The following is a 22464-nucleotide window of genomic DNA, read 5'->3' as shown; positions in this document are numbered from 1 at the left end:
ATCTCTTTTATGTAAAGGCAATAAGACCCAAATCCTATTCTACTAACAGCAGACATCCTGCTGCAATCGGTGTCATAATCATAGACAGTTTCAAAACAATACGTGGAGCAAAGTTAGTAAATTTCGCTCCTAAATAGGCACCTAACATCGTTCCTATTAAAACTTGTACCAATAATACATAATTTAAATATCCGGCTGAACTATAACCAATCCCACCTCCAATTGCAATTGGAAGAATAATGAGCATTGTCGTTCCAACCGATTGCTGAATTGTTAAACCTAATAATACCATTAATCCTAGTTGAATAAATGGTGCTGATCCTATCCCAAAAGCACCCGCTAAACTTCCAGTTACTAAACCTAGTAACATACTTTTCACTAATATAGTGATAGATAATCCTTTTTCATGATTCATTTTCGATTGATTGTGGAAATAGAGTAATCGAATACACATACATATGGCTGATAAAAATAGCATACTAGCAGTAAACCAATGAAGAAGCTGCGCTGGAATTACTGCCCCAAACTGAGAGCCAACATACGATCCAATCGCCCCAAATATTCCTACAACCCCTCCTATTTTTAAAGAAACATTCCCCTCTCTATAATGACTTACTACACCTGAAAGTGTTGTAAATGCCATTGCTGTTAGCGAAGTTGCAAGAGCTATATGAATGGGCACTTGGAATATAAGAGTTAAAACTCCAATTATAAACCCTGCTCCACCAGCTCCAACAAACCCTAATAAAATCCCCATTGCAAACATTGTAAGAATAATAGCCACTTTTTTCCCTCCAGTAGCTCTATTATCTAATAAAATTCTTTTCCTGCAAACGAAAAAGCATCCTATACGGATGCTTTTACTCATAATATGTACAGCTAGTCTTGATTAATTAAAATAAGAGCTGGCCCAGATACGACAACCCCTGCTACCTCGATTTTTTCAAATTCTCTTACGGTAATAGATATAATCCCTTCTCTTTCCATCAATTCTTTACTCAGGACTTCAGTCGGTATTTTTCCCACCGTCTTACCTCCTTTTCATTCTTGTTCTAAAATCCATTATGATTTTCATGAAAAGTAGAACAAATCATCTAAATATATTAGATTCACTCCACTTTTATTCCTTATTCCATACAAAATATGCAATTCCTGTTTCAGATATATTGAAAAAGAAAAAGTACCCACAAACGTGAGTACTTTTTGCTTATTACCCCTCTATTACATGTAACATTCTATTTATAAATGCTGCTGATTCGCCACGAGTAGCTGTTCCTTTTGGCATAAATTCATTATTTTCATTTCCTTTTACAATTCCTAATCCATAGACACGTTTTAATGCTTGCTTGTCATATGCTAAGTTTTGATCAGAAAATGGTACTTCAACTAAAGTTCCTGTGATACCTTTATACTGTAAAGCACGATCAATCATAATGACAACTTCATCACGTTTAATTGTATCATTTGGATCAAACGTATTGTCTCCTCGACCATTAATAATTCCTGCACTTGCTGCACGATTAATACCGTCTACTAATGATGGATGAGCTTCACTTAAATCTGTAAGCGTTGAACTTCCTTCTGGCAGCTGTAATGATCGCGAAATGAAATTTGCAAATTCTCCGCGCGTCACAAGACGATTTGGCCAATAGGAACCATTTCCATCCCCAACCATAATTCCTTTCGCAGCTAATTCGCGAATATCTTGTTCATACCATCCACCTGTAATATCATCTTGATGATTTTCATCATAGTAACTTTTTGCACCTTGTAAGAAAGCATTCCACGCACCGCGTTGAATCATAATTGCGGGACAAATTTTCCCACTCCAATATTGGTGTTTTTTCACATTTTCTATAGGAATGTGTAACTCTCCCATCAAATAAGCTGTTAATTTCCGAGCATTTTCTACCGCTTTATCGTAATTCCCATCTTGATTTACAGCAATCTCAATCGCAATGGATTGTCTATTACCTGTTCCATTGGATCCATCTCCTGCATGCCAACCATTTTCATTTAACGGAAGATGCTGATAAATCTCTTTATCATCCACTGTAAAATGCCAAGATGCTGAGCGATCTGTATCCCCTGTTGCTTGATTATATAAATATTGAGCATGATTTCTAGCCCCTGCGCCAACGCTATAATTATCCGTTTCATGAATGGTAATATACTTTGGATCCATTGCATAACCAGGACGAATATTATCATTTCCTTTTGGGACAATCCATTCTGTAAATGGTACCCCATAAATAGATCCTATTTTTAAAGCAGACGGTGCTGCATAATATAGACCTGCCTCACGTTTTTTATGAGTTGGCATCTCGTTATTTTGAATAAGGGATGCTTTTGTCCCTTCAAACGCTACATTTGAGGAATGAATCCACTTCTTCCCTTCATTTGTTTCAACTTGGAACCAATCTCCCGCTTGTCCAATCGCTACAACTGTTTGAGGTTGTAATGTACTTTCTTCTTGAAATGAATCGAAAGGTGAAGAATACAGAGCAGTTTCTTCATGAATAACGAGTCTCTTATTCGATAATGGATAAATATTTCGAACTTCAACATGATTATCTATATGTTGTATCCACCCTGCTTCATTTCGTGTTTGAATGTAATAAGCATTTCCTTTTCTCTTTGAAGCTTTCACCACTTGCTTAGAAAAATTCTTCCCAGTCCATTCCTTTAAGTCCGATGATTCATATATTGACGTTTCTTTTTTTATATGTACCAGAAAATCCCCTTGTACTTCACTATTAGCTTCTTGACTATCACCACGTCCATCTTCATATTTCATATGATTCTCAATACTTTTCAACGCTTGCTCATCTGTTGATAACTCTATCGTTTTTTCTAACGGTGCTGCAAAAGAATCACTTGGAATCATTACCACCTGCAATGCAATTGACATTGCGAAAACATTATAAAGTCCTTTTTTCATTCTACTTCTTAACACGTTATGTCCAACAACATTTCGTGTTCTTACGCCTCCTTTTCTCATACAATTATATTTTAGCAACCTACTAAATTACTTAACTACCTTAAATTATAACGACTTTTTTCTTATTCGTATAGATAAGATTCGACATCATTTATCGTTATTGTACATATATGAAAACTGTAAAAAAACAGAAGGTGCCAACATACCTTCTGTTTTTTATATTCCGCTATTTTAGTCCGTTTCAATTCTATAATCTATTATCCTATCATTATGATTTAAATATAAAATGAGACATTCACTATCAATCGGGATAAATCCTCCTTCAGTTCCTAAATAATATATCATTTGATGGACAGTTTCAAATTGTCTTATTTCTGTTGGTGTACCCAATAACGTGATAACCTCTTCCTTGGATGTTCCAACTAGTTTATGTTTCGCTAGTAAATCATCTATCATATACACTCGTTTGCCATCATTTTTTAACCATGTTTCTTGGTGAAACCTCGACTGATATTCATTAACCCCTAGTTGTATGATACATACAGTAAATAATGCCGCACCAACAACTGTAATACTTTTCAGTTTCTTACGATATATTTCTTGCTCATCACTTAAAGCAAGTTTAAACATCACCCGCCGAAACAAAAGCAAAATTATAAATGGAATTGATACCGCTAAAACACTCACTATACTATAGGATGAATGAGCTATAACAATTATGCATATAAAAGCTAGGTAAATGAATAAGTAGAAAAAAGTATATAAATACAATGTTCCCCATAATAAAGGTTTCATATATGTTTTCAATAACGCGTCTCCTTTATGGCATCATTTTTGAGCAATCACCTTGTCTATCTGTTCTATCACGGTTTTTATTTCTTGTAATTCTTTTGCAGTATATAACACTTTTTCATTTAACAGCACATTTTTAAAATACATAATAAATTGTTCTCTATCTTTCAATCTTGGGACTCGTTCATGAGAACAGTCTATTATTTCATATTGATTTCTCTCATTCTCAAAATATATAACCGGCTTTACTTCTTCTTTTATAATTTCTGCATTTTTCTCTTTTAAATACTCATATAAACTTTCCGAAAGATATTGTATCTTATAAACAACATTGCCTTCATTTACTACTTTCAAAGTTCCCGTTTGCTCTTCTTTTATAAAAATGAACGTTTCTTCTTGATTATGCTCATATTGATACTTTCCTATTTCATCAACCATAAATGAAAAGATCCCTGCATTATCTTTTGTTAAACCGTGTATGATTCTTCCTTTACATTCTACTGTTTCAATCACATATATGCCTGTTCTTAATAACAACACATGATGAATACGGCGATTTTTCATCTTCCTTTTTGTTCTGCTTGATATTTTCGGCAAAAATATATTTGGAATCATGTATATCTCATTTTCTTTTACAATTTCCTGCTGAATAAATTGTTGTTTCATGTTATGTAATAGTTCATGCGTATGTATTTCCGCTACATTTTTTGAATACACCTTTAAATCTGCAATAAAATTTTGTAATATTTGTACTTCATGATTATGTTTCTGCTGCATTTCACTGCGCTCTTTACTATGTTGCATTGTGAGTTCGCTCTTCATCATTCGCATATTTTCAATTTCACGAGCTGCTTTCACTTTTAAATCATTGTATTTTTGTTTTTCTATATTTTTTATCGTTTCTTGCTGCTGTTCATAATTTTCAACTGTAGCAGCAATCTCCCCTTGATAGTTTTCTATAACTTGTGCTTTTTCAAAATCCACTTGTTGCTTCTCAGATTCTAGCTGTTTATTTTTATAAAACAATACAAATGCTACAGCTAATAAAGCCAAAATGACACATATAAGCACATATTCCATTTTCCCTCTCCTTTATTCCTTATCAGATTCTGATTCTAAAATATTTTTATCCTATTATACTATAAAGTGAAACTTTAATCAGTGGGGGTTTTCTTCATCCCCACTGATTATGAACCCTCACCAATCGAGCTGTTACGGGCAGCCCTACTCCCACCTATCTTCCTTGCTTCTCCCTGAATCTTGAGGCGGGAGTCTTACTGCCCTAAAATAGCGGGATAAAATTGCAAAAAGCCTTGCTACTACAAGGCTTTTTGCAGACTTCCTTTATTCTGAAGCAAATACATATTATAGTAGAGTCCTTGCTTACTTAGCAGTTCTTGATGTGTTCCTCGTTCGACAATTTCTCCTTCATGCATTACAAATATTTGATCGGCATCTTGGATCGTGGACAATCGGTGCGCAATCGCAATTGTAGTTCTTCCTTTACGCATACGCTGCAATGCTGTTTGAATTGCTTCTTCTGTTTCCGTATCAATATTTGCTGTCGCTTCATCTAATACAAGTACTTTCGGATTCGTTGCAATTGTTCTTGCGAAAGCAATCAATTGTCTTTGCCCACTCGAGAAAGCCGTACCCCGTTCCACTACTTCTGTATGATACTGCTCTGGCAACTTTTCAATAAACGTATTCGCTTGAACAAAGCGGGCTGCTGCTTCTACTTCTTCATCCGTAATACTTTCATCATACATACGAATATTTTGCTTCACATTTCCAACAAATAAAAATGCATCTTGCAAAACAAGACCAATCTTTTGTCGAATTTCCTGTTCCTCAAATTCTTCTAAATTTACACCATCTATTCGAATATTTCCTGACTTAATGTGATAAAATCTCATCAATAAGTTCATAATGGTACTTTTTCCACTACCAGTGTGCCCAACAAAAGCAACCGTTTGTCCAGGCTTCACATGAAACGACACATTCTTTAACACATCTCGCTTCCCATCATAAGAAAAAGTAACATTTTGAAACTCAATTTCCCCTTCATGCACTTGTGGCTTTTCATTCCCTTGTTGAACGGGTGCCAAATCATTTTCATCCATTAAATGAAACACACGGGAAGATGAAACGAGTGCTTGTTGAAAGAACGAAAGCTTCATCATCATTTCATTTACAGGTTGAAAGAAACGGTGAATATAGTTAACAAAAGCATATAATACTCCAACTTCAACAGGACTATTCAATGCATGAATCCCAAACAATGCAAGTACGAATGCAATTGCCATAATGTGCACAAGATCTGTTGCTGGACGTAAAAGCAATGCATCTAACTTTAACGTTCGGCGACCAGCATTATAATGCTTACCATTTATCTCTTCAAACTCTTTTCTCATCCGTCTTTCTTGCCGGAATACTTGCACAATATTCATACCTTGAATCGATTCATTTAACTTCGCATTTAAAATACTAAGTTGACTGCGTAATTCTAAATAAAAAGCTGAACTTTTCCGGCGATATACTGCCATAATCGTCACCATAATTGGAATCATGATAAGAGAACATAAAGCTAGTTTTACATCCAGCAAAAACATTGCTACTAATATTCCAATTAAAAATACAATATTTTTCACAAACGTCGATAATACACTCACATAAAAATCTTTAATTGCTTCTGTATCATTCGTTATGCGCGATACAAGTGTCCCAATTGGGGTACGATCAAAAAAACTTAGCGACAGCTTTTGCACATGTTCATATACTTCTACACGCATATCTTGCACAATTTTAAATGCAATATTTTGAAAGTACAATAGGTTTAAATACGTAAATAAAACTTTTAATAAATGGGCGACCATATATATAACAAATAACGTTATTAATGCCGATTGTTCAAAATTACGTGGAACTAAGTGTTCATCTAGAAATTGTTTAATTAAAAATGGCCCCATCATTTCAGTAACCGTTGCACCAACTAAAAATAGAAACGCTAGTGATAACAACCCTTTATATGGTTTCATATAAGAAAGTAATCGCCATAAGTCACTTCTCTTTTTCTCAGCCATTATATGCCTCCTTTCTCAACTAGCGCCTCTAACTGTTGACTTTCATACATCTCTTTATACCACCCCGTTTGCTTCATCAATTGTTCATGCGTCCCTCTCTCTACAATCTTTCCTTCATCTATAACAAGAATAAGATCGGCATGTTGAATCGCACTTAACCGATGTGCTGTTATAATCGTTGTTTTTTGTGCTCTTTCTCGTTTTAAAGCTGTTAAAATGTTTTCCTCAGTCTTGGCATCTACCGCAGATAAACAATCATCTAAAATTAAAATTTCAGCATCTGTTAATAATGCACGCGCAATAGAAATTCGCTGTTTTTGCCCACCTGATAAAGAAACTCCTCTTTCCCCTACTACTGTATCATACCCTTCAGGAAATTGAACAATATCATCATGAATACATGCAATTTCAGCAGCACGCACAATTTCCTTATATGACGCATTTGTTTTTCCAAATGCAATATTTTCTCCTATGCTTGTTGAAAATAAGAAATGGTCTTGCGGAACATAAGAAATAGCTGCCCTAACACTATGAAGTGTCATATTGCGAATATCTTGATTTCCAATTTTTAATTCACCATTAAAATGATCATACTCTCTAATCAGACATTTTAATAACGTCGTTTTTCCCGCACCTGTTCGGCCAACAACGCCTAATGTTTCTCCCTTTTTCAATTCAAAATGAATATCTTTCAAATTCAACACTTCATTTTTCTTATAAGAAAATGTATCGATTGCAAATGATACATCACCGCTCGCTACACGCTGTATTGCATCCTCTTTATTCACGACAGCTGAAGTTTGAGATAAAATTTTTTCAACGCGATCATATGACGCTCGCCCGCGTTCCATAATATTAAAAAGCCAACCAAACGCTAACATCGGCCAAACGAGAGTTCCTAAATATGTTGTAAAAGTAATTAACCCACCTACTGTCAATTCTCCCCGCACAACTAAAAGTGATCCGTAACAAACTGCGATTAGAAATGAAAAACCAACAATAAGGGCAATTGTTGGATCAAACAATGAGTCAATACGAGCAACTAACATATTTTTATATACTACATCTTCTGACTTTTTTCGAAATGCTTGTAAGTCTTCTTTTTCTTGACCAAGTGAGCGAATTACCTTCACCCCACTCATACTTTCTTGTACTTTATCGTTAATTTCCGAAAATGCTTGTTGTGCTTTATGAAATCGTCTATGTAACAATGTACCATAATAATTTGTAGAAATTGCTACAATTGGCATAGGAAGGAGGCTAATTAACGTTAACTTCCAGCTAATCGTAAACCCCATTGCCATTAATACACACCCTCCTACAGCTAGAGAGTCAACAAGTGTCAATACACCAGAGCCAGCTGTTTGTTGAATCGCTTGAATATCATTTGTCGCATGAGCCATTAAATCACCTGTACGATGCGATTGATAAAACGAAGGGCTCATATTTGTAAAGTGTTCATATAACCTACTCCTCAATTGACGTGCTAATTTTAAAGAAGAACCGAAAATCATAATACGCCATATATAACGTAATATATACATTGTAATTCCAACAATGATTAAAAGCCCAACCCATTGTAATAACTTTTCGGCAGTTAATGTTTGATTATTAATCTCATCAACAATAATTCCAATTACTTTTGGTGCCACAAGCTCTAATAATGCTACTCCAAATAATAAAATAATTCCCGTTATGTACGCTCGCTTTTCTTGTTTAAAAAACCAAGCTAACTTAAAAAATACTTTCATGTTATCCTCCTCTCTTAAAATAAGCGATGTGTTCAGTTTATCAAAAATACAGAATTTTTAAAAGTTTTTAAAATTAGTACCTTCAAATGAAAAGGACATCCGTGCCGGATGTCCTTTTCGCGCTTATTTCATTTGCTTGTTCATCGCGCTCATCATTTGATTAATTTTCTTTTGAGACGGTTTTTGTCCCATTTGCATCATCATCATTTTTAACATTTGTTCATTAATTGGTGGATTTTTTTGTAAGTAGTTCATCATATATTTACGAGCGATAAAAAAACCTAACGCTACGCCTGCTAGTAATGCTACTACACCAACTAGAATACCTGACCAAATTGGCATATATTTTCCTCCTTCATGTTGTCTACCTTACAGTGTACTAAAACCTTTTCAATAAGACAAGATGATATTCGACATTTTTTATACATATGTTCGTGCTTGCTTGAGAGGATTTAGCCAACCATACTTCTTATTTTCATAATCCATTGCTAAAAATGTTAATTCACATTTTCTGAGCACCTCAAAAAAAGTTGTCTCCATTGAAACATTTCCAGAGGTATTCATTCGAATGTACTGTGGTTTCACCATTATTTCTCCGTATTCCGTTCCTGTATACAGCATATGTGTATGATATGTTCTATTATATTTCCCTAAATGGTGTAAAGCTTGTTCTAATTTATGATGAATTTTTATGACTTGTAAAGGCATCGTAATATACATCATCTGCTTATATAGTACTTTTTTTTCCGAAAGGGATTCAGATTCTGAAAATCGAACAAATAAATCAAAAAGCAAAGATTCACGACCAAAGTATGTCTTCGCAATATCTTCTTGAATTAAATACAATTCATACGTTTTCATTTTTCTCCTCCCGATCTGGACAATCTTTTTCTCTACATTATATAGAAGAATATGTGCAATGATTGTCTGACTACGGAAAAAGAAAAAACTTTTTCTGTCGAATTCAGTCATTTACATAGAAAAACCTCTCCATATCGGAGAGATTTTTCAAAGCTATTAAAGCATTTCTTTCACTTTACGTACAACGTTTTCTACAGTGAATCCGTACTCTTCCATAATCTTTTCACCAGGAGCAGATGCACCAAACATATCGATACCTAATATGTCGCCTTCAAGACCAACGTAACGATGCCATCCGAATGTAGCACCCATTTCGATTGCGAAACGTTTTGTTACTGCTTTTGGTAATACTGATTCTTTGTATTCAGCAGATTGTGCTTCAAAACGATCCATAGATGGCATGCTGACAACAGATGCATCTATACCATCTGCCGCCAACGCTTTTTGCGCTTCAATTGCTAAGCTTACTTCAGATCCAGTTGCAAGTAAGATGACATCAGCTGTTTCTTTCTTGCTTGCAGAAATTACATATGCACCTTTTGACACTTTCTCATAAGTATCTTCTTTTGCACCTTCTAATGTAGGAAGATCTTGACGAGTTAAAATTAATGCCGTTGGTGTTTTTGTAGATTCTAAAGCTAATCTCCAAGCCGCTACAGATTCGTTACCATCAGCTGGACGGATAACAGAAACATTCGGCATCGCACGAAGAGCTGCTAATTGTTCGATTGGTTCATGTGTTGGACCATCTTCACCAACAGCGATACTATCATGCGTGAATACATATGTCACAGGTAATTGCATTAATGCCGCAAGACGAATTGCTGGGCGTAAGTAATCAGAGAATACGAAGAATGTACCACCGTAAGTTTTTAAACCGCCATGAAGTGCGATACCGTTCATTGCTGCACCCATTGCGAACTCACGTACACCATACCAAATGTTTTTACCGCTGTAATCAGCTCTTGTAAAATCTTTCTCGTTATTCATATATGTTTTGTTAGAACCAGCAAGGTCTGCAGATCCACCGAAGAATGATGGTACAGCTTCTGCAATTGCATTAATAACAGCACCTGAAGAAGAACGAGTTGCTGTTTTTGATCCTACTTCATAAGTTGGTAGATTTTGTTCCCAGCCTTCTGGAAGCAGACCTTTCATCGCCATTTGTAATTCATTTGCTAATTCTGGGTATGCTTTTGCATATTCACCGAACATTGTGTTCCATTCAGCTTGTGCTCTTTCACCAACATCTTGCACTGTTTTACGGAAGTTTTCATATACTTCTGCTGGTACGTGGAAATCTTCTTGTGCAGTCCAAGCGTATGCTTCTTTTGTTAATTTTGTTTCATCTTTACCAAGCGGAGAACCATGCGAAGCTGATTTTCCTGATTTGTTTGGAGAACCGAAACCAATTGTTGTTCTTACTTCAATTAGCGTTGGGCGTTTTTCGTCAGCTTTCGCGCTTTCAATTGCGTTTGCAATTGCTTCAATATCATTGCCATCCTCAACGCGGATTACTTGCCATCCGTATGCTTTATAGCGATCTTCTACACTTTCAGAGAATGAACGATTTAAATCACCATCTAATGAGATATCATTGGAATCATATAATACAACTAGTCGTCCTAAGCCTAAATGTGCTGCTAACGAAGATGCTTCAGCAGACACGCCTTCCATTAAATCACCATCACCGCAAATTGCGTATGTATAATGATCTACAACATTGTATGCATCACGATTATATTTCGCTGCTAAATGTCTTTCTGCCATCGCCATCCCAACAGCAGTTGAAATACCTTGTCCAAGTGGACCAGTTGTTGCGTCTACACCTGGTGTATGACCGAATTCTGGATGTCCTGGTGTTTTACTTCCCCATTGACGGAAGTTCTTTAAATCATCCATTGTTACATCATAACCAGATAGATGAAGTAAGCTGTATAACAGCATAGAACCATGACCTGCAGATAATACGAAACGATCGCGGTTAAACCAAGTTGGATTATTTGGATTATGTTTCATAAACTTAGTCCATAATGTATAAGCCATTGGTGCTGCCCCCATTGGCATTCCTGGATGACCAGAGTTTGCTTTTTCAATCGCATCAATGGATAATGTGCGAATCGTGTTGATAGAAAGTTGTTCGATTGAATGTGACATGCTATTCTTCCCTTCGCTTATATTAGTAAACGTTTTATACATTTATATGATAGCTTCCCACGCAAGATTATACAACATGTATCGACAAATATGTTGATGTTTTTTTGTTTTTTATAAAAAAACAACGCAATCCTTTGAATGTATGGGCATTCAATCTGTCATACTTTTTCCTTGTTTTTATATTAAAAATAAAATAAATTATCCGTATATTTATACACAAATATCTTATTGCTTCATTTTTTATCTTTTCACCTACCTCTTCCCCTATAAAAATATGTATTGTTTCTGCATACTGAAACAATACATATCCGACTGCTATACAATTCGTTTTCTTATTGAACTTGAAAGAAAATCAACAATAATTACCATAATAATAATTCCAAGTAAAATGATTCCTACCCTCGGCCAATTTCTTGAGCTTAATGCAAAAATAAGTGGTGTACCTATTCCGCCCGCCCCAATAACACCTAAAATCGCCGCAGATCGGACATTAATCTCAAAACGATAGAGCGTATAAGATAAAAAGTCGGGTAATACTTGTGGCCATACCGCATACCAAAGGATTTGAAAACGATTTGCTCCATTCGTCACCAAGGCTTCAATAGGTCCCTTCTCTATATTTTCAATTCCCTCTGCGTACAACTTCCCTAGCATACCGATAGAATGTAATCCTAATGCTAAAACACCTGCGAAAGACCCTGGTCCCACTGCTTTTATAAATAGCAGTGCCATAACTAATTCAGGGAATGTACGAATAAAACTAAGCACAAACTTTCCTATTGATGACATTCCTTTCCCTGCATTCATATTTTTAGCTGCCCAAAATGCAAATGGGATAGAAAGAAAAGCAGACACAAACGTACCTAATATGGCAATTGCTAATGTATCCACTAAACCATGCAATAAATCTTCACCACCTGGTAAAGAGACATATGTCCAATCTGGATTCACGATCCCAGATAAAATCGCTTTTGTAATTTGTCCCGCTGTATCTTTTATCCCCTCAACAGGTATTCCTGAAAATGCCCATATATATAAGAGCATCAATGCAATAAAGATCATCCAACGATATAAACTCATTTGCTTCGGTTTTGGCACAATCACTGTAGGTTTGTTCATCATAATTTCTCCCGTAATACTGTACTTATATAATCAATTAACAACACAACAATAAGTGTATAAATAATAATAGAAGACGTTTGTTGATACTGTAAAAAACCAAGTGTACGGTCATAATATAATCCGATACCGCCCGCACCAACTAAGCCTAAAACAGCTGCTGCTCGCACATTTACTTCAAACGTATATAATACATAGGAAACAAATTGCGCCATTACTTGTGGCATCACTCCATATACAATCCATTGCATTTTATTCGCTCCTACAGCTGTCATCGCTTCTAACGGACCTAGATCAATTGCTTCAATCGATTCGTACAATAATTTAGCAATGATTCCAACTGAAAAAAAGATAAGAGCGAAAATTCCCGGAAGCGGACCAATTCCAAAAATCGCAACAAAGATGGCTGCTAATAATAAATCTGGTATCGTCCGAATAAAATTTAGCACAAACCGAGCTGGGCCATATAAAAGAGCAGTTGTAAACACATTATTGGCTGCTAATACAGCAAGTGGAATAGATAGAATAGCTCCGAAAGTTGTACCAATAATCGCCATGCGAATTGTTTCTAAAATAGCAGTCGTAATGACTTGAAAGTAGCTCCAATCTGGAGGTACCATTTCCTTTAATAAATCGATCATATTCGGCCAGCCTGTTATAAGCTTCATAAATGATGCATTCACTTGTATGCCGCTACTCCAAAGTAATACAATCATTAAAGTCACTGTGAATATGTGCTTTAACTTCTTCGGCGGCTTCGGAATGTTTTTTGTATGAGTCATTGTTACATCTCTCATTTCGCCGCCACTCCTAGCAATTCATGCCGCTCAATAGAAGATCCATAAATTTCAGCAAATGTTTCATCTGTCGCTTCCTCTACCGTCCCGTCAAATACGATTTCCCCTGCATGCAACCCGATAATCCGCGTAGCATATTCCCTCGCTAATTCAATCGAATGTAAATTTACAATTGTAGTAATCCCAAACTCTTTATTGATCTGCTTCAAATCATCCATCACTTGTTTTGTAGTCAGGGGATCTAGCGACGCAACTGGTTCATCAGCTAAAATAATTTTTGCTTCTTGTGCCAAGGCTCGCGCAATTGAAACGCGTTGCTGTTGTCCTCCTGATAACTCATCAGCACGCATATATGCCTTTTCTAAAATGTTCACCCGCTCTAACGCTCGAAATGCAAGTTCTACATCTTCTTTCGGAAACAGTCCCAATACGGTACGCAATGTTGAATGGTACCCAACGCGTCCAGCCAACACATTTTTCAACACGGTAGACCGTTTTACGAGATTAAAATTTTGAAAAATCATTCCGATATCCCGGCGCATATGTCGTAATTCTTTTCCTTTCGCCTTCGTAATCGATTGTCCATCAATGATAATTTCACCTTCTGTAATTTCATGCAGCCTATTAATAGAACGAAGGAGCGTCGATTTCCCTGCACCAGACAACCCAACCATAACAATAAATTCGCCTTTATGAATTTTTATGTTGATCTTATTTAAACCTCTTGTACCATTCGGATATATTTTCGAAACATTTCGAAACTCAATCACACTTCTTACCTACTTTCTACTTGTTTTACGAAACAGAAAAACGGCTAACTAACAAAAACTACGTTACAGCTTCGTTAGTCGGCCATTCAACATTGGCAGTTCACCTATTCAGTTACTGTGTTTTTACTTTCTTTCCGTATTCACGAACGATATCAAATTTACTGTCATCAGACTTAACATATCCTTCATGTGAATAGACTTCCTTTATAATTTTATGCCCTTCTTCATCTTTTCCAATTTCAATAAAGGCATCTTGCAGCTTTTTGCTCCATTCTGCATCTAAATCAGAACGCACCGCAATTGTATCGTTTGGAATTTTTTCAGTGAACTTTATAATTTTTGTCTTATCAAATACATCTGGATAATCCTTTTTAACAATATTACGAGCATCTTGGAATACAACTGCCGCGTCAACATCACCGTTTAAAAGAGCAATAATAGACTGATCATGTCCCTTTAATGTAACTGGTTTCACATCTTTTAATGGGTCAATCTCTTCCTTCATTAAAACTGCAGCTGGCCAAACATATCCCGCAGAAGATGTAACATCTTGATATCCGATTTTTTTCCCTTTCAAATCTTTAATACTATTAATATTTGACTCTTTCTTCACGACAAACTCAGATTTATAAAAGTCTACTAAATCTTTTGTAGGTTGACCTGTTTCATCGTCTACTCCAAATCGTTGCGCCTGTAATATGACATTGGCTGCTTTCTTCTCATGTGCCAACACGTAGGCAGTTGGTGGTAAAAAGCCTACATCTACCTGTTTAGATGCCATCGCTTCGACAATCGTATTGTAATTCGTGGAAACGCTAACTTTAACAGGAATATTGAGCTTATCACTTAACAACTTTTCAAGCGGCTTTGCTTTCGCCTCTAACGTATCTGCATTTTGTGAAGGAACAAACTGAACATTTAATGTTTTCGGTACATATCCTTTTTTCTTCTCTTCACTCTTCGTTGCACTTGATTCCTTTGTCCCACAACCACTTAGTAGACTGGCTGCTAGTATGGCCGTCGCCCCCATCATGAAAACTTTTTTTAACATGTGAAATCCTCCATTTTCTTATTCATAAAATGACGAGCTGTAAACACGTAGAAATATACCATAAAATTCCTAACACAAAGTATTATTTACAGAATCTTTACACATTCTAAACATTATATACAATCGTATTTATATTTATTTGTTATGATAAATGTATAAATAATATAAAAGGATGATTGAGATTGAAAGAACATCATACTGTACAAGTCAATATTCTACTTACAAGCGATATACATGGAACCGTTTATCCACTTCATTACCGAAATAACGAAAGCGCAGAAATTGGATTAGCAAAAATCGCAACACGTATCCAGCAGGAGCGTTCACAGCATAAACATGTCATCGTAATTGACAACGGTGACTTCATTCAAGGGACACCGTTTACTTACCACTATGCCACTTACGAAAGTGATAAAGATAATCCGATGACAATACTTGCTAACTACATCCACTATGATGCAGCCATTATTGGAAATCACGAGTTTAATTACGGAATGGACATACTAAATAAAGCCGTTTCACATGCTAATATGCCTTATCTCTGTGCAAATATTTTAGATAAAAGAACAAAAAAACCTTATTTTGGGAAGCCTTATTTGATCAAGCATATCGAACCAAATATAAAAATCGCTATTTTAGGAGTTACAACACATTACATTCCAAATTGGGAGCAACCGCATCATATTCAAGATTTACAGTTTGAAGACGCATTAGAAACAACAAAAAAATGGGTTTCTTTTATTTATAAGCATGAAGCACCTGATGTATTAGTTGTAGCTTATCACGGTGGATTTGAAAGAGATTTACAGTCCGGCGCACCAACGGAAACTTTAACAGGGGAAAATCAAGGTTTTGCCATGTGTCATGAAATAGAGGGAATCGATATCTTACTAACTGGTCATCAACACCGCTTCATCGAAAACGAAACAATAAATGGTGTAACTGTGTTACAACCTGGATGTAATGGCCATTCATTAGGGAAAGTTCAAATAGAATTGGAACAAAATAATAGTCGGTGGACCATCAAAACATGTCGTTCTGAACTGCTATCTGTAGAAGATGTTCCGGCAGATCATACGTTACTTTCACTCGTATCTGACTATGAAGAGCGAACGCAAAAATGGCTTGATCAACCAATTGGTACAATTGTTGGCGATATGAAAGTTCATGATCCGATGCAAGTTCGTTTACAGGATCATCCTTTTATCGAATTTATCAATAAAGTACAAATGGACGTAGCTGAAGTTGATATTTCTTGTACAAGTTTATTTCACAATGCATCTCCCGGATTCCCAAATGAGATTACAATGCGCGATATTGTTTCTAATTACATTTATCCAAACACATTAAAAGTCATTCGCATTACAGGACAAAATATTCTGGAAGCGCTTGAACGATCTGCTGAATATTTCTCATTGAATGAAACCGGAGAGATTGTTGTAACCCCTGCCTATATCAAGCCAAAGCCACAACATTATAATTATGATATGTGGGAAGGTATTTCATACATACTAAACATTTCAAAACCAGTTGGAGAAAGAGTTGTTTCCCTACATTACAAAGGAAAGCCTCTTTCTCTTACGGATGAGTATGATGTTGTTATGAATAATTACCGGGCAAGCGGTGGCGGGAACTACTTTATGTATCAAAATAAACCGGTTATAAAAGACATACCGATTGATATGTCTGAAATCATTGCAAACTATATATTGAAAAGAAAAGTGGTTGAAGCAACTCTCAATCAGAACTGGACGGTAATAAAATGAAGATCTAAAGAAACTACACCACTATATATTTCTATGAAAATAAAAAAGATGGGCTTGTCCCATCTTTTAATTTAGCTTGACATTATTTTTCTTTTTTAACGCTTTTAATTTCGCTGGGGTAATATCTTTCCCCTCTTCATTCACGATTTTAATTCCTTTTAATTCGTTTAACATGTTTTGGCGAAATCCTTTTAAATATTGTTCACGGAGCGATTGACGTTCCCGTTGTTCTTCTTCAGTTAAACCTTCATTCTTCGCTTTCCTCGCTAAGAAGTTAATGCGTTCAATGAGTTCGTGACTTAGCATCTCGAATCCCCTTTCTACTAAAAACTGATTATTATCATACAATAGTTAGTCTTGTTTATCAAGCAATTGCTTCGTATATTCCACATACCTGCGATGCACAGTAGCTTTAGAAACATCATATCCAAATCCACGAAGTGTCGCAGCAATCTCTTCAAAAGTTAATTCATTGCGGCGCAAACGAACAATCTCTTCAATCGGCACTTCTTTTTTCTCACGCCCCGTACTCAAGTGTCGGTTTTTCAAGTTTTTCTCCGGTCGAAATCCTCTTTCTACCGCTCTTTTCATGCCACGTTTAATCTTTAAGTTATGAATTTTCCTTTGATACTCTTCCACGATACTAATAATATCAAGTACCATTGAATCAGAATCAGACAGCTGCAATTCACCGTTATGTGTATGCGTATACACTTTTACTCCATCTTTATATAAGCAATGCATTAAAGCAATCTTCGCATTTCCTCTGCCAAGCCTTGTTTCATCTTGAATAAGAAGTACCTCAATTTGCTCGTCCCGTATTATATCTAATATTTCCAATATTCCTTCACGTTCAATCGTGTAACCACTTGCTTGTTCTTCAACCACCTTTATAACATTCATTTGATATCGCTCAGCTAAATGCAACAATTCATCTTTTTGACGTGCCAATGATGTTTCTTGTGCCTCTTTCGTTGTACTTACACGAGCATAAATGATTGCATTCATTTAAAACCCACTTCCTCTTTTTGATTTTTTTATTAGTTTAGCATAAATCTCTTACATGTTCGAACTTATGTTTGTAGAATGTTTTTTCACATGGTATACTTATGAATAAGAAAAACGAAAAAACGAGGTGTTAAAAAATGGAAAAGTTAACAAAACGCCAGCAAGACATTCTCGACTTCATTAAACTGAAAGTACAGGAAAAAGGTTACCCGCCTTCCGTACGTGAAATTGGTCAAGCAGTCGGCCTTGCTTCTAGTTCTACAGTGCACGGACATTTATCACGTCTAGAAGAGAAAGGATATATTCGACGCGATCCAACGAAACCGAGAGCGATTGAAATTTTAGGAGAAGAAAGAATCGAAATTGGTACACAATCTGTTGTTCAAGTACCAATTGTCGGAAAAGTTACAGCTGGATTACCGATTACAGCTGTAGAAAGTGTGGAAGAACATTTCCCACTCCCTGCAAGTATCATTGCTGGAGCTGATCAAGTATTCATGCTACGAATATCTGGAGATAGTATGATTGAAGCTGGTATTTTTGATGGAGATTTAGTTGTTGTTCGTCAGCAACATTCCGCAAACAATGGTGAGATTGTCGTCGCTCTAACAGAAGATAATGAAGCCACAGTTAAACGCTTTTATAAAGAAAAAGATCACTTCCGTCTACAACCAGAAAACTCTTCTTTAGAACCAATTATTTTAAATACCGTTTCTGTTATCGGAAAAGTAATTGGTGTATATCGTGACCTACATTAAAAAATAGACCAAAATGGTCTATTTTTTAATGTACGTTAATTATACCATCGTCCATAGCTGTTTTCCTCTCAATTTGCACACCGTCATTTCTAAATGTGACGTCTCTGGCATCTTCCTTAAAAATCTGTACTTTGCATGAACAGTCGCGTTTTAACGTTCTTTCCTTTCCATTATATAAAACGAAAATGATCTTCACTTGTCTATGTTTAATTCACTTGAATGCTAACATCTCCCGCAGCTGTTTTTCCTGTGATTTTCACACTACCATCGCCAAATGTAACATTCCTGTCCTCTGTTTGAAAAATTTCTACTTCTCCTGCATACGTCTTACCGCTCACAACTGCATTCTGAGGCTTCTCAAGTAAACGAATATCTATGTCTCCCGCTTCTGAATTTGCTTCTAAATCGTATTTTGCATCATGATCCATAACCTTTACATCTCCCCTAGCTGTTTTGGCAACGACTTTACCGTTCGTTCTGTTTATTTCCACTTCTCCTGCTTTTGAAGAGCCTTCTACTGTTTTTGCTGACACTCGCTCCATTGCAACATCTCCAGCAAGAGTTAAGGCTTCTACACGTTCACTCTTCACCTCACTTATTGTAATCTCACCTGCAGATGATTTCATTTTTATTTCTTGATAAGTACGCTCAGGAACAACAACCGTTAGCTTTGTTGCTTTAAACCCCGAAGATAAAAATGAAAAGTCAAATAAAAATCCTTCTTTTGTTTCCCCTTTTATTCCCAAAACATCTCCTTCTTCATTAACACTCACTCTTTGTTTTTCAATATTTCCTGACTGTTTCACATAGAAAGAAGAATCCTTTCCTTTTTGAATCACAATATCTCCAGCATCTAATTCAATATCTACATTTTTAATTGCCTCATTTTTTATAACTTTTTCCGTTTCTTTCTGCTCCGCCGCATCTACCATCTCCGAATATGTTTGTGATATACCAATAATGCCAACTACAATACAAACAATGGCTACTAACATTATTTTTTTCATCTTATTTTTCCCCTCTAATCATTTTGAGATTCCAATTGACGTAACGTATACAAAGATTTTTAAACCATTTTGTACAGTAGTAAGCACCGATACATACTAATAATCCAATCCCAAAAAATGTAATAGAAACAAATATATCAAGCCATAAAAAAGTGCCAGTTAGTATCTTAATCACGACTAGGAATGGTGCTATAACGGAGGAAATCCCTCCAATCCACAGTGAGAATATAAAACTTACAATTGTAATTAAAGGTCCTAATACAATAATGAAGTTTAATAAACTAAGCCCAACTACCGACGTAACAGCTCTTGTTATATTTGATGCAGACGGATCTTTTTTCATCTCATCAAAACGATATAAGGCTAACATCTCTTTTGCAATCGCTTTTGGCGAGCCAAGTCCCTTTATAATTTCTGCTTCTGTCTTCCCTTCCTCTAACCCAAATCGAAAATGTTCCTCATAGTCATATAGAATATCTCTTCTTTCTTCTTCTGGTAGCTTTCTAAGATGTGTTGATAATTCCTGAAGAAATTGCTCTTGATTCATATCATTACACCCCTTCAATAATTTCCTGTACCCCTTTAGCGAAATCACGCCATTCCGTTACAAGTAAATGTAGTTGTTCTTCTCCTTGATCTGTTAATTGATAATATTTACGCGGTGGTCCTTCCGTTGATTCTTTTAAATATGTTTGAAAATACCCTTCTTTCGTTAATCGGCGTAACAACGGATAAACGGAACCTTCTGATATTAAAAATTTATTAGAAATCTCTTGAACAAGTTCATACCCATAACAATCTTTTCTTTTAACAAGTGCCAGTACACAAAGCTCCAGCACACCTTTCTTAAACTGGACGTTCAAAGACAATCCTCCTTTTTATCAGTACTAATTAATGCAAGGTACTTACACTAACCATAATATACCATTTACTACTATTTATTACAAGGTACTGTTGACTATTTTACAGGAATATTGCATGACCATTATTATAGGTCGAAAGAACACCTCAAAAAAAAAAAAAAAACGATAATTCCTTAATGAAGGACTTACCGTTTTTCACTAAAAATACTATTCGTAACTGTATATTAAAAATTTCATGTTTTGAAAAACTCCTGATAAATATATTTCTTACTATATATCGTTCATACTGGTATACCCCTCATCCCATCGACTGTTGCACCTGTTTTTGCTTCAACCTTTCTTCTAACACATGAATCATAAATAAGAAATGCTCCGCCTCCCTTACAACATGATCCGCTAATAGTGGATTAATTACATTGCGAATTTGACATGTTTGAATAAGTTCCAATCCTGCTTTTTTGAAATTTCTCAATTCAACTGTAGCGTTTTCACTATCTTTATTCATCTTTCCGATAATGGGGTATGTTGGTTGTTTCTGATATAACATTGATTCTACATCTCTAGCTTGACTAAGAAGAACTTCGAAATCATCACCAAATTTTAAAGCAGTATGAACTAAATTTCGTTCTGATTGATCAAGTAATGAGGCAATAAAACGAGAATGTTCCATCATAATTCTTAACCAAAATACATTTTCACTAATGATCGCATCTTGAATTGGATCCATTTTCCCTTCATTAAATTTCTGAAGTGTTCGTATAAAATACTCTGCTTCTCGCGCAATATGATCTACTAATAACGGAAAGTTAAACCCACTTACTTTACAATTAATAATTAAAATTAAAAGATTTCTTTTATAATTACGAAATGCATAAACGAGCTGGATACTTTCTTCATTTAATTGCCTGACTGCTTGAACAGTTTGAGGGATAGAAAACGCTTTTTGTAAATGTCGATCAAAAAGATGAAAAAATTGATCCACCTGTTGAATTAAGTTAGTGTCTTTTCGGTTAAATCCTTCACCAAGAAAAAGTGCGTGCTCCTTCATAATCCTTAGCCAAAAGCGATTTTCAGTTAACGATCTCTCAATAAATAATTGTTCTGTTAATGATTCAGAAGGTGCAGCTTTCAATTCTGGCGGAAGTAACATCGCCCTCTGCGTATCCATAACAAAATGACCAGGAATCGATTGTTGTTCCTCGTTCGTCATAAAAATCCCCCCTATCCCCTAAAAACACCATTCCAACATGATATATATGAAAGATTATGATTTCCTATACCTTTCAACATCCACTTAAAAACTTCCAAATATATTGTTTTAAAACGTTCACACCTCAGCAAGCGTTCCTTAATTATTTATTACCCGGAGCAGGCTTACGATGCTTATGACCATTATCTTCTGTTGTATAAAAATCATAATAATGAACATGCATTCCATTTCCAACTGGAATCGCCGGCCCTGAGTACGCTTTATAGTAATGAGTATGCCCATCCTCAAATACAACATAACCTTCTGTATAATGTACATGTCTATCCTGCGTTTGAATTGGGGGAGAAGATACATCTAAACATTGATGTACATGCCCTACATCTACAGATGTATAATCTACAGACCCCTGATTATGACTCGGTACAAATCCAGAAACAAAATCAACCTTCCCTACCCTGTTCACCCCACTCACTCCTTGTCCATAGAAATAAACTCTATACATGTATATGTTTAAAATTAAAATTCATACC

23 protein-coding genes are annotated in these 22464 nt (G+C 35.7%); 2 read left to right on the top strand and 21 right to left on the bottom strand.

All coding sequences use genetic code 11. The annotated features are described in order from the left end of the window. Nucleotides 1-34 precede the first annotated feature (34 nt). The 14 genes from MR056_RS11755 to MR056_RS11690 all read right to left on the bottom strand — a co-directional run bounded on the left by MR056_RS11755 (nucleotide 35) and on the right by MR056_RS11690 (nucleotide 15322). Nucleotides 35-784 (bottom strand): sulfite exporter TauE/SafE family protein, encoded by a 750-nt coding sequence (locus MR056_RS11755; RefSeq protein WP_087098949.1) that lies wholly within the window; start codon nucleotides 782-784, stop codon nucleotides 35-37. 95 nt (nucleotides 785-879) lie between these two features. Then, a complete protein-coding gene (locus MR056_RS11750) occupies nucleotides 880-1026 on the bottom strand; it encodes a BC1881 family protein (RefSeq protein ID WP_012094770.1) in 147 nt (48 codons plus the stop codon). A gap of 184 nt (nucleotides 1027-1210) precedes the next feature. After that, on the bottom strand, nucleotides 1211-2941 hold the full coding sequence (locus MR056_RS11745) for an S-layer homology domain-containing protein (protein WP_087098984.1): 1731 nt from the start codon (nucleotides 2939-2941) through the stop codon (nucleotides 1211-1213). A 231-nt stretch (nucleotides 2942-3172) separates the two neighbouring features. Further along, nucleotides 3173-3571, bottom strand: a complete 399-nt coding sequence (locus MR056_RS11740; RefSeq protein WP_235436424.1) for a hypothetical protein — start codon at nucleotides 3569-3571, stop codon at nucleotides 3173-3175. 198 nt (nucleotides 3572-3769) lie between these two features. Continuing rightward, complete coding sequence (locus MR056_RS11735; protein ID WP_012094773.1) at nucleotides 3770-4813, bottom strand: chromosome segregation protein; 1044 nt, start codon at nucleotides 4811-4813, stop codon at nucleotides 3770-3772. Nucleotides 4814-5052: 239 nt separating this feature from the next. After that, nucleotides 5053-6816: an ABC transporter ATP-binding protein gene (locus MR056_RS11730; RefSeq protein ID WP_048723376.1), complete on the bottom strand. Its 1764-nt coding sequence runs from the start codon at nucleotides 6814-6816 to the stop codon at nucleotides 5053-5055. Then, nucleotides 6816-8567 carry an ABC transporter transmembrane domain-containing protein gene (locus MR056_RS11725; RefSeq protein WP_012094775.1) on the bottom strand — a complete coding sequence of 584 codons (1752 nt, stop codon included), beginning with the start codon at nucleotides 8565-8567 and terminating at the stop codon, nucleotides 6816-6818. Before MR056_RS11725 ends, MR056_RS11730 begins: the two co-directional genes overlap by 1 nt. A 123-nt stretch (nucleotides 8568-8690) precedes the next feature. Continuing rightward, on the bottom strand, nucleotides 8691-8909 hold the full coding sequence (locus MR056_RS11720) for a YneF family protein (RefSeq protein WP_012094776.1): 219 nt from the start codon (nucleotides 8907-8909) through the stop codon (nucleotides 8691-8693). A 78-nt stretch (nucleotides 8910-8987) separates the two neighbouring features. After that, nucleotides 8988-9428 (bottom strand): sporulation inhibitor of replication protein SirA, encoded by a 441-nt coding sequence (gene sirA, locus MR056_RS11715; RefSeq protein WP_012094777.1) that lies wholly within the window; start codon nucleotides 9426-9428, stop codon nucleotides 8988-8990. Between the two features lie 156 nt (nucleotides 9429-9584). Then, nucleotides 9585-11585 carry a transketolase gene (gene tkt / locus MR056_RS11710; protein WP_012094778.1) on the bottom strand — a complete coding sequence of 667 codons (2001 nt, stop codon included), beginning with the start codon at nucleotides 11583-11585 and terminating at the stop codon, nucleotides 9585-9587. 315 nt (nucleotides 11586-11900) lie between these two features. Beyond that, on the bottom strand, nucleotides 11901-12704 hold the full coding sequence (phnE, locus tag MR056_RS11705) for a phosphonate ABC transporter, permease protein PhnE (RefSeq protein ID WP_048723374.1): 804 nt from the start codon (nucleotides 12702-12704) through the stop codon (nucleotides 11901-11903). Further along, nucleotides 12704-13501, bottom strand: a complete 798-nt coding sequence (gene phnE, locus MR056_RS11700) for a phosphonate ABC transporter, permease protein PhnE (protein WP_048723373.1) — start codon at nucleotides 13499-13501, stop codon at nucleotides 12704-12706. The genes phnE (MR056_RS11705) and phnE (MR056_RS11700) overlap by 1 nt, the downstream gene beginning before the upstream one ends. Next, nucleotides 13498-14271 (bottom strand): phosphonate ABC transporter ATP-binding protein, encoded by a 774-nt coding sequence (gene phnC, locus MR056_RS11695; RefSeq protein ID WP_048723372.1) that lies wholly within the window; start codon nucleotides 14269-14271, stop codon nucleotides 13498-13500. The genes phnE (MR056_RS11700) and phnC overlap by 4 nt, the downstream gene beginning before the upstream one ends. 112 nt (nucleotides 14272-14383) lie before the next feature. Beyond that, nucleotides 14384-15322 carry a phosphate/phosphite/phosphonate ABC transporter substrate-binding protein gene (locus MR056_RS11690; protein WP_012094782.1) on the bottom strand — a complete coding sequence of 313 codons (939 nt, stop codon included), beginning with the start codon at nucleotides 15320-15322 and terminating at the stop codon, nucleotides 14384-14386. 182 nt (nucleotides 15323-15504) lie between these two features. Here MR056_RS11690 and MR056_RS11685 point away from each other — a divergent pair, with 182 nt between their 5' ends. Continuing rightward, nucleotides 15505-17088, top strand: coding sequence for a bifunctional metallophosphatase/5'-nucleotidase (locus MR056_RS11685; protein ID WP_087098953.1), 1584 nt, complete (start codon nucleotides 15505-15507; stop codon nucleotides 17086-17088). 66 nt (nucleotides 17089-17154) lie between these two features. Here the strand turns inward: MR056_RS11685 and MR056_RS11680 are convergent, their stop codons facing one another. Then, on the bottom strand, nucleotides 17155-17394 hold the full coding sequence (locus MR056_RS11680) for a DUF896 domain-containing protein (RefSeq protein WP_012094784.1): 240 nt from the start codon (nucleotides 17392-17394) through the stop codon (nucleotides 17155-17157). Nucleotides 17395-17439: 45 nt separating this feature from the next. Beyond that, nucleotides 17440-18096 (bottom strand): YneB family resolvase-like protein, encoded by a 657-nt coding sequence (locus MR056_RS11675; RefSeq protein WP_048723369.1) that lies wholly within the window; start codon nucleotides 18094-18096, stop codon nucleotides 17440-17442. Nucleotides 18097-18233: 137 nt separating this feature from the next. Here MR056_RS11675 and lexA point away from each other — a divergent pair, with 137 nt between their 5' ends. Beyond that, nucleotides 18234-18854, top strand: a complete 621-nt coding sequence (lexA, locus tag MR056_RS11670; RefSeq protein WP_048723366.1) for a transcriptional repressor LexA — start codon at nucleotides 18234-18236, stop codon at nucleotides 18852-18854. Between the two features lie 206 nt (nucleotides 18855-19060). On the opposite strand, the gene MR056_RS11665 is transcribed toward lexA, so the two are convergent. The 5 genes from MR056_RS11665 to MR056_RS11645 all read right to left on the bottom strand — a co-directional run bounded on the left by MR056_RS11665 (nucleotide 19061) and on the right by MR056_RS11645 (nucleotide 22397). Then, the gene (locus MR056_RS11665) at nucleotides 19061-19861 is read right to left on the bottom strand and encodes a DUF4097 family beta strand repeat-containing protein (RefSeq protein WP_048723364.1); all 801 of its coding nucleotides are present in this window, start codon (nucleotides 19859-19861) and stop codon (nucleotides 19061-19063) included. 1 nt (nucleotide 19862) lies between these two features. Then, nucleotides 19863-20408 carry a DUF1700 domain-containing protein gene (locus tag MR056_RS11660; RefSeq protein WP_012094788.1) on the bottom strand — a complete coding sequence of 182 codons (546 nt, stop codon included), beginning with the start codon at nucleotides 20406-20408 and terminating at the stop codon, nucleotides 19863-19865. Between the two features lie 4 nt (nucleotides 20409-20412). After that, nucleotides 20413-20724 carry a PadR family transcriptional regulator gene (locus tag MR056_RS11655; RefSeq protein WP_012094789.1) on the bottom strand — a complete coding sequence of 104 codons (312 nt, stop codon included), beginning with the start codon at nucleotides 20722-20724 and terminating at the stop codon, nucleotides 20413-20415. A 298-nt stretch (nucleotides 20725-21022) separates the two neighbouring features. Next, entirely contained in the window at nucleotides 21023-21934 is a 912-nt protein-coding gene (locus MR056_RS11650) for a DUF2935 domain-containing protein (RefSeq protein WP_048723363.1), read from the bottom strand. Nucleotides 21935-22076: 142 nt separating this feature from the next. After that, nucleotides 22077-22397, bottom strand: coding sequence for a YmaF family protein (locus MR056_RS11645; RefSeq protein ID WP_012094791.1), 321 nt, complete (start codon nucleotides 22395-22397; stop codon nucleotides 22077-22079). Nucleotides 22398-22464: the final 67 nt, after the last annotated feature.

The organism is Bacillus cereus group sp. BfR-BA-01360 (genome assembly GCF_022663595.1).
Taxonomy (GTDB): domain Bacteria; phylum Bacillota; class Bacilli; order Bacillales; family Bacillaceae_G; genus Bacillus_A; species Bacillus_A cytotoxicus.
This window is presented reverse-complemented; position numbering and strand designations above follow the sequence as displayed.

Excerpts from the sequence above, each read along its gene's own strand:
- MR056_RS11660 (WP_012094788.1), bottom strand. The coding sequence starts at position 20,408 with ATGAATCAAGAGCAATTTCTTCAGGAATTATCAACACATCTTAGAAAG.
- MR056_RS11725 (WP_012094775.1), bottom strand. The coding sequence starts at position 8,567 with ATGAAAGTATTTTTTAAGTTAGCTTGGTTTTTTAAACAAGAAAAGCGA.
- MR056_RS11665 (WP_048723364.1), bottom strand. The coding sequence starts at position 19,861 with ATGAAAAAAATAATGTTAGTAGCCATTGTTTGTATTGTAGTTGGCATT.
- MR056_RS11735 (WP_012094773.1), bottom strand. The coding sequence starts at position 4,813 with ATGGAATATGTGCTTATATGTGTCATTTTGGCTTTATTAGCTGTAGCA.
- MR056_RS11745 (WP_087098984.1), bottom strand. The coding sequence starts at position 2,941 with ATGAAAAAAGGACTTTATAATGTTTTCGCAATGTCAATTGCATTGCAG.
- MR056_RS11675 (WP_048723369.1), bottom strand. The coding sequence starts at position 18,096 with ATGAATGCAATCATTTATGCTCGTGTAAGTACAACGAAAGAGGCACAA.
- MR056_RS11680 (WP_012094784.1), bottom strand. The coding sequence starts at position 17,394 with ATGCTAAGTCACGAACTCATTGAACGCATTAACTTCTTAGCGAGGAAA.
- sirA (WP_012094777.1), bottom strand. The coding sequence starts at position 9,428 with ATGAAAACGTATGAATTGTATTTAATTCAAGAAGATATTGCGAAGACA.
- lexA (WP_048723366.1), top strand. The coding sequence starts at position 18,234 with ATGGAAAAGTTAACAAAACGCCAGCAAGACATTCTCGACTTCATTAAA.
- phnE (WP_048723374.1), bottom strand. The coding sequence starts at position 12,704 with ATGAACAAACCTACAGTGATTGTGCCAAAACCGAAGCAAATGAGTTTA.
- MR056_RS11740 (WP_235436424.1), bottom strand. The coding sequence starts at position 3,571 with ATGTTTAAACTTGCTTTAAGTGATGAGCAAGAAATATATCGTAAGAAA.
- phnE (WP_048723373.1), bottom strand. The coding sequence starts at position 13,501 with ATGAGAGATGTAACAATGACTCATACAAAAAACATTCCGAAGCCGCCG.
- MR056_RS11730 (WP_048723376.1), bottom strand. The coding sequence starts at position 6,816 with ATGGCTGAGAAAAAGAGAAGTGACTTATGGCGATTACTTTCTTATATG.
- tkt (WP_012094778.1), bottom strand. The coding sequence starts at position 11,585 with ATGTCACATTCAATCGAACAACTTTCTATCAACACGATTCGCACATTA.
- MR056_RS11650 (WP_048723363.1), bottom strand. The coding sequence starts at position 21,934 with ATGACGAACGAGGAACAACAATCGATTCCTGGTCATTTTGTTATGGAT.
- MR056_RS11690 (WP_012094782.1), bottom strand. The coding sequence starts at position 15,322 with ATGTTAAAAAAAGTTTTCATGATGGGGGCGACGGCCATACTAGCAGCC.
- MR056_RS11720 (WP_012094776.1), bottom strand. The coding sequence starts at position 8,909 with ATGCCAATTTGGTCAGGTATTCTAGTTGGTGTAGTAGCATTACTAGCA.